Source organism: Actinomadura sp. KC216 (assembly GCF_004348535.1).
GTDB lineage: Bacteria > Actinomycetota > Actinomycetes > Streptosporangiales > Streptosporangiaceae > Spirillospora.
Map to the genome: position 1 here is coordinate 1 of NZ_SMJX01000320.1, position 9,258 is coordinate 9,258.

The window sequence follows — 9,258 nt, forward strand, 5'->3', positions numbered from 1 at the left end:
GAGGTGATGGGCGGTGGGCTGGGTTATCGGAGTCTGCGGATGGTCCATCGCTGGTGTGTGCGGGGTGCCAGCGGTGAGATCTTGACGACGTCGCCGGTTTGGGGTGCGTGGACCATGCGGCCGTCGCCGATGTAGATGCCGATGTGGGTGATGCCTTGGCCGTGGTCGAAGCCGATCAGGTCGCCGGGCCGCATCGAGTCCCGGGTGACGGGTTTGCCGCGTCGGACTTGGTCGTGGGCGACACGAGGCAGGGTGATGCGGCCGTCGGATGCCTGGTAGACGGCGTATTGGACGAGTCCGGAGCAGTCGAACCCGGTGGTTTTGCGGCCGTCGTATCCGCCGGGTGAGCAGCAGATCCCGCGGCTTTTGCCGCGCGGGCCGCCGCCGCCCCACGAGTAGGGGACGCCGCGTTGTGTTTTGGCTTCTGCGACGATGCGCCGGCCGAGACCGGTCCCGGCCGTGGCCTGGGGGCGGGCGTGGTCGGTGTCGTCGCCTTTGGCGTCGTCGCGGGCGATGGTGCTGATGTGGTAGGCCAGCGCGCTGACCAGGGCGATGCGGATGAACCGGCCTGCGGCATGGGCCACGGGGGTACCTCCTGAGCAGCTGAGGGGCGTGTACTTGCGCAGGGCGCGGCCGGGGCGCCGGTGTTGCCTGTCGCCCCTCGGTGAGGTGTCGCCCCGGGTTAGGGGATCTCGTAGTGGTCTGCGGGTTTGACCAGGTAGCCGAACCGGGTGAGCTGGCTCAGCAGTTCATCGACCTGGTGTTCGGGCAGCCCGGTGCAGGTCTGGATCTGGGTGGCGGTCGCCGGTCCCGCTTTGATCACCTGCATGACCTGCTGGTGGGGTGTGGTCAGCGGGTCGGTAGCGGTCTGCGGGGCCGCCCTGTTGGTGGCTGGCCTGCTGGTGGCCGGGGCGCTGGTGGCCGGGGCGTGCAGGTCGGCGTGTGGCGGGGCGTCGGGGTACTGGGATTTGGCGTGTTCGACGACCTGGGTGATCTGTTCGCTGGTGATCAGTGCGCCTTGAAGGCGGATGTGCTGGGTGGCGCCGGCCGGGGCCAGCAGCGCGTCACCGGCGCCCAGCAGCTTTTCGGCGCCGGGCTGGTCGAGGATTACGCGGCTGTCGGCCAGGGAGGCGACGGCGAATGCAAGCCGGGCCGGGACGTTGGCCTTGATCAGTCCGGTGACCACGTCCACGCTGGGCCGCTGGGTGGCCAGCACCAGGTGGATCCCGGCGGCGCGGGCGAGCTGGGTGATACGCACGACCGAGTCCTCCACGTCGCGTGGCGCGATCATCATCAGGTCGGCGAGCTCGTCCACGATCACCAGCAGGTAGGGGTAGGGCGTGTACACCCGGTCCGAGCCGGGCGGCGCGGTCACCCTGCCCGACGCCGCGGCCTGGTTGAAGTCGTCGATGTGCCGGTATCCGGTGGCGGCCAGGTCGTCGTAGCGGCGGTCCATCTCGCCGACCACCCACTGCAGGGCCTCGGAGGCCCGCTTGGGATTGGTGATGATCGGGGTGAGCAGGTGCGGGATTCCGGCGTAGGCGGCCAGTTCGACCCGTTTGGGGTCGATGAGCACCATGCGGACGTCGGCGGGGTCGGCGCGGATCAGGATCGAGGCGATGATGGCGTTCAGCGCGGTGGATTTGCCCGCGCCGGTGGCGCCCGCGATCAGGATGTGCGGCATCGCGGCCAGGTTGACCACCACCGGGCGGCCCTCGACGTCCTTGCCCAGCCCGACGATCATCGGGTGGTGTTCGGCGGTGGCGGCGGGCGAGGACAGCACGTCGGTCAGGTGCACGCTGCGCCGGTGGGGGTTGGGCACCTCCAGGCCGACCACGCCCGGCTGTCCGGGCACCGGTGCGATGAGCCGCAGGTTGGCGCGCCCCAGCGCGACGCCGAGGTTCTCCACCAGGGCGCGGACCTTGGAGATCTTGACGCCGTTGCCCAGGGCGAGGCTGTAGCGGATCACCTGCGGGCCCGCCGTCGCCCCCACCACGGCGGCGCGCACCCCATGCCGACGCAGTTCGTCGACGATCACCTGGGGTGCCTCATCCTCGGTTCCGCCATCTGCGGAGCCGACCGCAGCGTCGTCTACGGGGCTGGCCGCAGAGGAATCTTCCGGGGCGGGCAGCGCCGTATCGAGGTCGACGGTGGTACTCGCCTGCCGGACGGGGGGCACGGCCGGATCCTGAGCCGGTTCGGGGGCCGGTTGGGCCGCCTGTTGCTGTTCGTCGGCGTGGTCGGCGGCAGGCGGCTGGGATGGGTCGGGGTATCCGGGCCGGTGGTGCTGCCACCACCGGGCGGCCAGCATGATCTCTGCGGCGATCAGCGCCGCAGCCAGGATCGGGCCCAGGCCGGTCAGCGCGGCGGCCGTCAGCCATCCGGCCGCGGCGGCACCGGTGATGGCCACGCGTGGAGTCCACGGCCGCCATCGGGTCGACCGCATCCGCCACATGGCCACCCCCGCCACGGCGGCGGTCAGGCCTGCGGCCCCCAGCGTGGTGCGGGTGGCCGACACGTGCGCTGGCAGGTTGGCCACGGTGAGGCCCGCCGCCAGCAGCGCGGCGGTGAGGTAGTGCGGCAGCATCTGATGGCGCAGCCGCCCCTCAACGGTGGTGTGCAGGTCCCGCCCGAGCCGCTGGAGTTGTTCGTTCACGTAGGGGTCCCCTCCTTTCGGGTGCTGGTCAGCCGGACGGTCAGCGCAGCCGGTCGGCCACGGCCAGGACGTGATCGACGTAGCGCCACGAGTGGTTGTAATGCCACAGGGCTTTGCGCAGGTTGGTGGCGGCGTCGTGCGCGCACAGGTAGGCGGCGGCGGCCGGGATCGCGTCGGCGGGGTCGTGGACGTCCTTGCGTCCGTCGCCGTCGCCGTCGCGGCCGTAGGAGCGCCAGGTGGCGGGCATGAACTGCATCGGCCCCAGCGCCCCTGCCGAGCTGGGGCCGGTGTTGGCTCCGTGCCGCGATTCGACGTATCCGATCGCGGCCAGCACCTGCCAGTCCACGCACGAGTCGGCGGCGGCCCGCTTGTACAGGGCGCGGTAGGCCGCCGGGGCACCGGCACCGCCGTCACCGTTGGCGCCGTCCGGCTCGTCCTCGCCGTCCGCGCCAGGGTCGGCTTTGCTGGTTTTGCCGCCCCCGCCGCCTCCTTCACCGGCACCAGCGGCATCGGTGAAGGAGACAGCAACGGTGATCAACTCGCCCAGCATCGGGACATCACGGAACACGCCGGGGTTGATGCAAGCCACCGCGAGCGTGCCCGCTACCGCGGCGGCGACGGCGACCCTGCTCATCGGCCCTGCTCACCGCTGTCCGCGCCATCCGGCTCGTCGTCCTTGCCGGACTTGCCGGGCTTGTCGCTGGGCGGTTGCTCGGCGTCGCGGTCCTGCACGTCCGTCTTGGCCTGGTCCACGACCATCCGGGCGGTCTTACCGGCCTGGTCGGTGATCTGGTCGGCGACCACCGGCGCGACCCAGACCAGCAGCGCCAGCAGCGGCACCGGCGCCAGCCACAGAAGCGGCCGGTCGACCTTGCCGTCCATCAGGTCGCGGGCCATCACCAGTCCCTTGACCAGCAGCACCGCCAGCACGATGACACCGACCACCGCCGGGGCCGCCTCATCGACACCGGCCACCAGCTCGTAGCCCGCCCTGACGAGGGGGACCAGGCCGAGCCCGGCGGTCAGCACCGCGACGATGGTGACGAGGGAGGCGACCTGCCCGCCCGCCCGCTGCAGGTGCGCTTTCGCCTGGGCGCCGCGCCCGCCGCCGCCCATGCCGCCGAGGTCCTGGCTGGGGGTGCGGAACCGTTTGAGGCCCTTGGCCAGGGCCAGCCCGGGAAGCGTCAGGAACACCAGGTTGAGCACGATGCTCGGCAGGTCCACCCCGTCGAGCCCGGCCACCAGATCGGCAACAGCATCCATTGATCGGCTCCTTATCTCTTGGGTGTCTCACAGCAGGTGGAAGAAGACGGCGATGTTGAGCAGCCACCACCAGACCTGGACGATCAAGAACGGCGCGCCGCGCAGAGGGCGCTCCAGCGCCCACGCCTTCCAATAGGCCCACGCGGTGATCGGCAGGCACACCAGCCGGAACCACCAGAGCTGGCCGGTGCGCAGCGGCCCCTTCTCGGGCGCGCCGACGCCGTGCCGGGCGTAGGCGGCCAGCTTGGCCAGCCCGGGCCGGTCCTCCCAGATGTCGGGCGGGTGGACACCGCCCACCAGCCGGGAGCACAACCTCCCGATTCGGCCACCGGCATCCACCTGCTCGGCCGCCGCGGCGGCCCCGGGCTCGGGCACATCCGGCACCTCGTCGGGCACGCCATCCCAGGGCACGCGTCGGGTATCACCGGCGCGATGGGGCTCGTCCACGGAGTGCCACGCGCCGTCCGCGGTTCCCCCCGCCCCGGCGTGGTGCGGCCAGGTCATGACCCGGCCGCCCCGGTCCGCTCCTGGTCGGTGAAGGAGTAGTCACCCGACCTGGACCCGCGCGCCACGGTGTGACCCGCCGAGGTCATCGAGTCGCGGGTGTTGCGGCTGGAATACGACAGCGATGTTTCGGCGCCGATGCCGATTCCGTGCGCCACGGTGATCGCGTCCTGGTCCGCGCCGAGGAACACGAACACGCGGCCCCTGCCGCGCTGGCGGGTGATGATGTCCTTGACCTGCTGCGCGGTCCACTCACGGGAGGCGTTCTCGTACCCGTCGGTGACGATCACGTAGACGACCTCGCCGGGACACTCGTGCGCGGTCATGTGCGTGGCCAGGTGCTCTTCGGTCGCGGCGACGGTGGACCCGATCGCGTCCAGCAGCGCCGTAGTGCCGCGCGGGTGCAGCGTGAAGGCCGGCACGTCGTCCAGCGGCGTCCGCTCAAAGACGGTCTCGACCTCGGTGTCGAACTGCCGCAGCGTGACCAGGGTCAGGCTGGGGGCCTCGTGCTGCGCCTGCAGGAACGCTTTCAGGCCGCCCTCGGCGTCGTCCTTGACCCCCTGCATGGAGCCTGACCGGTCCAAGATGACCGTGACCAGGCGAAGGTTGTCGTTACTCATGAGATCTCCTCAAAGAGGCTTTGTTCGGGGGCTGGTGGGTGCGCATGGCCAACCGCGGAGACGGGGGCGGCCTCGGTGCCGTTCGGAACCGAGGCCGCCCCCGCGCGGGACGTGGCCGTGCATGAGCGATCTACTTGCTGCCCTCCTTGTTGTCGCCGGAGGTCGCCCACAGCGCGACGCCGGTGCCGACGGCGAGCGCGACGACCAGGAAGACACCGTTGAGGTGCCACTCGTAGGCGACGATGGCGGCGAAAAGCCAGAACACCGGCAGCCAGAGCAGTTTGAACATGACAAGATCCCCTTTCGGGTTGGTGACGGAGAGAACTTCGTTTTCTGTGCAGCACGAAATGACCGGGCGGGCACGAAAACCCGCCCGGTCATTTGTCGGGACACGAAACAACGCCAGGTGGCCCTGGGGGCGCCTGGTCGGCTTGGTTAGCGGTTGTGCGGTCAGCGCCCGGCCGCCGGGCAGATTAGGCGCTTATCGCCGGTTGAGGCGCTGCCGGGTGATCAGCGCGGCGGCCTGGGGAGCTGAACCCGCCAGGTCTGGCCGTCGGCGTAGCCGAAGTTTCCCCGGAAGGTCTCGATCCAGGTGCCTTCCGGGTCGTGGTGGACGTCGGTGATCTCATCGCCAGAGGCGAGAACGTCGCCTTGGCGGAGATCACGGCCGTTGACGATCTGGGTCTTGATCTTCTCCATTGGCCTCCAGATGGATTGGGGGACGGTGGCATGCTCGCGGCTCACCCGGTTCCATGCCTGCCGTCACTTGGCGAGGGATTACCGGTGTCGTCCACTGCCGTTCTCGATGGCTTTCGGAGTGATTTTCCGAATGGTCGCCGCTCTCGCAGTGCTGATGCTCAGCGCGTACGCGATCTCAGAAACCTTCATGGGTTTGCCGGAGGCTTGCTCGACCTCAGCGACGATGCTCGACATACGCTCGTCGCTGACGTTGTGACCCCGTTCCAGAATCTTTCCTGCGGTTTCTGTGATCTTTCCCGGATCTTTCCCGGTGCTGGTATCACCCCAGGTCACATCCAGCGTGGCGCTTTCTGGAAGCTTTCCCGCCGCTTTCTGGTCGTGGCTGCCGAGCAGTTCGGCCAGGGGGTCTCTCCCAGAAATGGCGTCGGTCGCGGTGCTGGCCATCATCGCCTTTGCGGCATCGACCAGAAGGCGGCGGGAAGCGGTCTCGTCCAGGCCGGTTTCGCAGGCCCGTTCGATCGCCTCGACGGGCAGCGTGCCCTCCCGGCACGCCCGCATGATCGCCGCCCGCACCTTTTTCGCTTTCGCACCTTTGTACCCGGCGTCCTCTTGGGCGGCCTCCACCACCCGGGAAACCGCCTTGATCTTCTCAGACCGCAGCACCAGGGCGGAGGAAACGGGAGAGCGGTGCCGCAGCCGGTACATGTTCGCCTCCCGCCACGCACCCGGATTGGTCAGGCACAACACCATCGGGACGCGTTCCACGCCGATGGCGGCGTCGATCCGCGCCCGCAATAGCCACGCCACGCTTTCGGCGAACACCGCCAGCGTGACCGCCATCAGCGCGTGCGCGGCCACGAACCAGCTGAACCAGCCGCCGCCGACCGTGCGCCCGTACCAGGCGCCGATCCCGGCGCTGATCACCACCAGCACGATCCCGTACAGCCGGGTGACCAGCTGGCCGCGTGACTCCTTGACCGCCAGCACCAGCGACAGCGCCACCAGCACCGTGCCGGCCACATCGAAGCCAATCGGCAGCAGCTCCGCCAGATGCCGGGGCTCCCCGGCCTCCAGCAGCGCCGTCCGGGCGTTGGTGTAAGACACCCACATGAGCACCAGGTACAGGGCGCCCACCACGACCAGAACGGCTTTGCAGGCCAGCTCGCCGCGCTTACTCAAGGCGATACGCCCAACGCCGGGCAGCCCGGCCGCCGCGCGGTCGGTCTCTTCCGGCCGGGCATCGCCGCGGCTGTCATCATCAGGGCCGTCCTCGCGGGGACTGGCGGGCCAGTCGGCCCTGTCATCCATGCTGTCCATCGGGGTCCGGTGCTCCTTCCAGGAGGAATCCGGGCATGCTGGGGGGCGCGGTGCGGGGCACGTTGTGGGCTGCGTTGCGGGCTGCGCAGACCCGATTGGCCAGGGCGCGGTACCGGCGTGTGGCACGGGTCGCGATCTCGTAGTCGGGCACCGTGCCCGCCATCTCCGCCACCCGGGCGTAGATGTCGGCCCGCGCATTCAGCGCCCGCGCGATCAGGTCCAGTTCGGCGGCGGTGAACACGGAATTGAGGGTCATGGTCGTCTCCCTGGGGAAAGGTTCTCGGCCCAGAAAAGCCAAAGGGAAAGGAACCTGTCCGGCTGATCTCAGTGCGGGGTGCGGTTCGGCTCGGCGCTGAAGAACATGACGTTCCCGCCCTGGAATTGGTGGGGGATCGTCTTGAGGACGTGCTCGTAGATTGCGGACCGCGTGGTGCCCGCGCCGACCCGCATGGTGCACGTGAATGTGCCCTGTATGGCGGCAGTACCGTTGTTGGTCGGCTTGCTGATCGTGATGATCGCAAAGTACTCGGTCATGGCATCGGCCTCCTTTCGTTGCAGCGCGTTCAGGTCGAAAGACCAGCTGTGGGGCAGAAGTTCATGCGACCTTCCTCCGCCGATCGCGCTCACGGCGGAGGGCGGCACGTTCCCTCGGGCCAGCGCCACCGAACACGCCGTAGCGGTCCTGCCACGGCTCGAACGTCAACGCCCACTCCAGGCACTCGATGCGGACAGAGCAGGCCGTGCACGCCTGCTTCGCGAGCTCGGTGATGTGGTCACGTGTGCCGCTCTCGCTGAAGAACACCTCGACACCGAGTTCGGCGCACAGCGCGTTCTTGGTCCAGGCGGGAACTTCCAGGCGCAGGTCAACCTGGCCGGGGCCATCCCACGGGCTTTGGCCGCGGCTTTGGCGGTGGCGCAGGATAGGCATCGGTCACCTCCTCAACAGGGGAGTTCTCGGCCACCGGCGGGCGGCGGTCGATCGGCGGATTCGGGTAGCGGGGCTTTGGGCGGCTTGTGCCGCGGTCCGCTGGTTCAGAGGGTCAAGTGCGTGCCGTCAGCGCGCTCGACGGTGATCGGGCAGTTGCAGTTGCCCGCGCACGAGGCGCCGCACTGGTGGCAGGCCACGCAGTACGGCCCCACCACCTCGCAGTCGCAGCAGTGCTCGGGCACCGCCACACCGGGACCGCCGCAGCGGCAGCACTCGGGGTCGTCGCCGTAGCAGGAGCACTCCTGCGGCCCGTCCGCGCAGACGATGCACGGGTCTGTCTCGTCAGAGTCCATCTCGTTCGTCCTGTCAGATCAGGGGTTGGATGCGGCCCTGGTTGGGGGATTTGGTGGTGGGCCGTCAGGACCGGCCGTCGATGCGGACGTAGACCGACTCGTTGCCGACCGTGAGGCGGTACCGCAACCGGGCGGGGTGGCCGGACGGGGTCCGGTGATTTGATTGGGCTGGCGGGTTTTGCGGGACGGGGCTCCCCGTGCCTGCGGCATCACCGGGGCGCTTGGAGGGCGCCCATCCCGCTGACCGGCATCCACCGCTGGTCGCCGATGAAGCGGACCTGGTGGCCGTGGTCGCGTAGCTCGGCGACCTGGCCGATGTACCAGTAGCCGTCGTGGAAGAACAGGTACCAGTCGCGGATCTTGGCGTGGTGGCCGTCGTAGACCGGGCCGAGATTGGTGAACCAGCGGCCATCGACAGCGATCTGCTTGTCGGCAGGGCTGTTGCCCGCGCTGAGGAGGTGCATGGCTACGAAGGCGTGAACGGGGGCAGGGCTGCGGAGGCGTTCACGAGATCCGTCCCATCGCCTCGGACAGCGCGGACTCGATCGTCTGGTGGAACCGGACGCTGTCGTCGGCGTCGGTCCGGTGGGCGTGGGGACCGCGGACGTAGAACCGGCGGTCCCGCAGGCCCGTGCACACTTGCCCGTATTCGCCGTCCACAGTGATGTACTCGGCGTGGCAGGAGTCGCGGCCGGTGAGGTTGAACGTCGGTGTCCGCAGGATGCTCAGGACGCCGGTGTCGTCGTCGTGCAATGCCTCGGTCGCGTCGCGGACCGTGCTGGTGATCTTTCCGTGGTAGTCCGAGGTCATCGGTCGGTGGGTCCTTTCCGGGACGGGGCTGATGGTGTGCTTCACGCGGGCCGCCCCGGCGGCCGCGGAGTGGGCCGACGGGGCGGGGTGAGGAACGGAGGTTGGGAG

General features: G+C 69.5%; 15 protein-coding genes. All 15 read right to left on the reverse strand.

All coding sequences use genetic code 11. The features are described from left to right. Positions 1 to 23 precede the first annotated feature (23 nt). Positions 24 to 584, reverse strand: coding sequence for a C40 family peptidase (locus E1264_RS35095; protein ID WP_165964544.1), 561 nt, complete (start codon positions 582 to 584; stop codon positions 24 to 26). Positions 585 to 682: 98 nt separating this feature from the next. After that, a complete protein-coding gene (locus E1264_RS35100; RefSeq protein ID WP_243711354.1) occupies positions 683 to 2,656 on the reverse strand; it encodes a DNA translocase FtsK in 1,974 nt (657 codons plus the stop codon). A 40-nt stretch (positions 2,657 to 2,696) separates the two neighbouring features. Further along, positions 2,697 to 3,290: a lytic transglycosylase domain-containing protein gene (locus E1264_RS35105; RefSeq protein WP_132180572.1), complete on the reverse strand. Its 594-nt coding sequence runs from the start codon at positions 3,288 to 3,290 to the stop codon at positions 2,697 to 2,699. Next, complete coding sequence (locus tag E1264_RS35110; RefSeq protein ID WP_132180574.1) at positions 3,287 to 3,919, reverse strand: hypothetical protein; 633 nt, start codon at positions 3,917 to 3,919, stop codon at positions 3,287 to 3,289. Before E1264_RS35110 ends, E1264_RS35105 begins: the two co-directional genes overlap by 4 nt. 27 nt (positions 3,920 to 3,946) lie before the next feature. Then, positions 3,947 to 4,330 carry a hypothetical protein gene (locus tag E1264_RS35115; protein WP_132180576.1) on the reverse strand — a complete coding sequence of 128 codons (384 nt, stop codon included), beginning with the start codon at positions 4,328 to 4,330 and terminating at the stop codon, positions 3,947 to 3,949. An 89-nt stretch (positions 4,331 to 4,419) separates the two neighbouring features. Then, positions 4,420 to 5,043: a vWA domain-containing protein gene (locus tag E1264_RS35120; RefSeq protein ID WP_132180578.1), complete on the reverse strand. Its 624-nt coding sequence runs from the start codon at positions 5,041 to 5,043 to the stop codon at positions 4,420 to 4,422. Between the two features lie 130 nt (positions 5,044 to 5,173). Further along, on the reverse strand, positions 5,174 to 5,332 hold the full coding sequence (locus E1264_RS43995; RefSeq protein WP_165964545.1) for a hypothetical protein: 159 nt from the start codon (positions 5,330 to 5,332) through the stop codon (positions 5,174 to 5,176). Positions 5,333 to 5,553: 221 nt separating this feature from the next. Next, on the reverse strand, positions 5,554 to 5,742 hold the full coding sequence (locus tag E1264_RS35125; protein WP_132180580.1) for a hypothetical protein: 189 nt from the start codon (positions 5,740 to 5,742) through the stop codon (positions 5,554 to 5,556). Positions 5,743 to 5,820: 78 nt separating this feature from the next. Further along, entirely contained in the window at positions 5,821 to 7,059 is a 1,239-nt protein-coding gene (locus tag E1264_RS35130; RefSeq protein ID WP_132180582.1) for a hypothetical protein, read from the reverse strand. Then, a complete protein-coding gene (locus E1264_RS35135) occupies positions 7,043 to 7,315 on the reverse strand; it encodes a hypothetical protein (RefSeq protein WP_132180584.1) in 273 nt (90 codons plus the stop codon). The genes E1264_RS35130 and E1264_RS35135 overlap by 17 nt, the downstream gene beginning before the upstream one ends. A gap of 68 nt (positions 7,316 to 7,383) precedes the next feature. After that, complete coding sequence (locus tag E1264_RS35140) at positions 7,384 to 7,593, reverse strand: hypothetical protein (protein ID WP_132180586.1); 210 nt, start codon at positions 7,591 to 7,593, stop codon at positions 7,384 to 7,386. Between the two features lie 61 nt (positions 7,594 to 7,654). After that, positions 7,655 to 7,987 (reverse strand): WhiB family transcriptional regulator, encoded by a 333-nt coding sequence (locus tag E1264_RS35145; protein WP_132180588.1) that lies wholly within the window; start codon positions 7,985 to 7,987, stop codon positions 7,655 to 7,657. Between the two features lie 104 nt (positions 7,988 to 8,091). Further along, a complete protein-coding gene (locus tag E1264_RS35150; protein WP_132180590.1) occupies positions 8,092 to 8,340 on the reverse strand; it encodes a hypothetical protein in 249 nt (82 codons plus the stop codon). 209 nt (positions 8,341 to 8,549) lie between these two features. Further along, positions 8,550 to 8,804: a hypothetical protein gene (locus tag E1264_RS35155; RefSeq protein ID WP_132180592.1), complete on the reverse strand. Its 255-nt coding sequence runs from the start codon at positions 8,802 to 8,804 to the stop codon at positions 8,550 to 8,552. Positions 8,805 to 8,844: 40 nt separating this feature from the next. Continuing rightward, a complete protein-coding gene (locus E1264_RS35160) occupies positions 8,845 to 9,150 on the reverse strand; it encodes a hypothetical protein (protein WP_132180594.1) in 306 nt (101 codons plus the stop codon). Between the last annotated feature and the right edge of the window lie 108 nt (positions 9,151 to 9,258).

What these genes read in the sequence shown, in the direction of transcription:
- E1264_RS35135 (WP_132180584.1), bottom strand. Translation starts at nt 7,315, where the DNA reads ATGACCCTCAATTCCGTGTTCACCGCCGCCGAACTGGACCTGATCGCG.
- E1264_RS35125 (WP_132180580.1), bottom strand. Translation starts at nt 5,742, where the DNA reads ATGGAGAAGATCAAGACCCAGATCGTCAACGGCCGTGATCTCCGCCAA.
- E1264_RS35110 (WP_132180574.1), bottom strand. Translation starts at nt 3,919, where the DNA reads ATGGATGCTGTTGCCGATCTGGTGGCCGGGCTCGACGGGGTGGACCTG.
- E1264_RS35145 (WP_132180588.1), bottom strand. Translation starts at nt 7,987, where the DNA reads ATGCCTATCCTGCGCCACCGCCAAAGCCGCGGCCAAAGCCCGTGGGAT.
- E1264_RS43995 (WP_165964545.1), bottom strand. Translation starts at nt 5,332, where the DNA reads ATGTTCAAACTGCTCTGGCTGCCGGTGTTCTGGCTTTTCGCCGCCATC.
- E1264_RS35105 (WP_132180572.1), bottom strand. Translation starts at nt 3,290, where the DNA reads ATGAGCAGGGTCGCCGTCGCCGCCGCGGTAGCGGGCACGCTCGCGGTG.
- E1264_RS35155 (WP_132180592.1), bottom strand. Translation starts at nt 8,804, where the DNA reads ATGCACCTCCTCAGCGCGGGCAACAGCCCTGCCGACAAGCAGATCGCT.
- E1264_RS35120 (WP_132180578.1), bottom strand. Translation starts at nt 5,043, where the DNA reads ATGAGTAACGACAACCTTCGCCTGGTCACGGTCATCTTGGACCGGTCA.
- E1264_RS35160 (WP_132180594.1), bottom strand. Translation starts at nt 9,150, where the DNA reads ATGACCTCGGACTACCACGGAAAGATCACCAGCACGGTCCGCGACGCG.
- E1264_RS35150 (WP_132180590.1), bottom strand. Translation starts at nt 8,340, where the DNA reads ATGGACTCTGACGAGACAGACCCGTGCATCGTCTGCGCGGACGGGCCG.
- E1264_RS35140 (WP_132180586.1), bottom strand. Translation starts at nt 7,593, where the DNA reads ATGACCGAGTACTTTGCGATCATCACGATCAGCAAGCCGACCAACAAC.
- E1264_RS35130 (WP_132180582.1), bottom strand. Translation starts at nt 7,059, where the DNA reads ATGGACAGCATGGATGACAGGGCCGACTGGCCCGCCAGTCCCCGCGAG.